At 52.6% G+C, this 251-nt stretch carries 1 protein-coding gene; it reads left to right on the top strand.

All coding sequences use genetic code 11. The annotated features are described in order from the left end of the window. A partial coding sequence (locus N8M66_RS09345) for a hypothetical protein (RefSeq protein WP_261047240.1) occupies window positions 1-251 on the top strand: 251 nt, incomplete at both ends.

Genomic DNA, 251 nt, shown 5'->3' with positions numbered 1-251 from the left:
GGTTCTTCCGCTTGTTGAAGCCGATGTACTTGCTGTCGTGCTTGCAGTTGTACTTGCTCTTGTTGTTGCTGACGTACTTGCGCTTGTTGAAGCTGACGTTCTTGCTGACGTGCTTGCGCTCGTTGAAGCCGACGTGCTTGCTGACGTGCTTGCTGAAGTGCTTGCGCTCGTTGAAGCTGATGTACTTGCTGACGTGCTTGCTGACGTGCTTGCACTTGTAGAAGCTGATGTACTTGCGCTCGTAGGTGCAG

The sequence above is a fragment of the Streptococcus mitis genome (assembly GCF_946188585.1).
Taxonomy (GTDB): Bacteria; Bacillota; Bacilli; order Lactobacillales; family Streptococcaceae; genus Streptococcus; species Streptococcus mitis_DG.
Note: the sequence above shows the minus strand (reverse complement) of the source record. Positions and strands in the feature narration are given on the sequence as shown.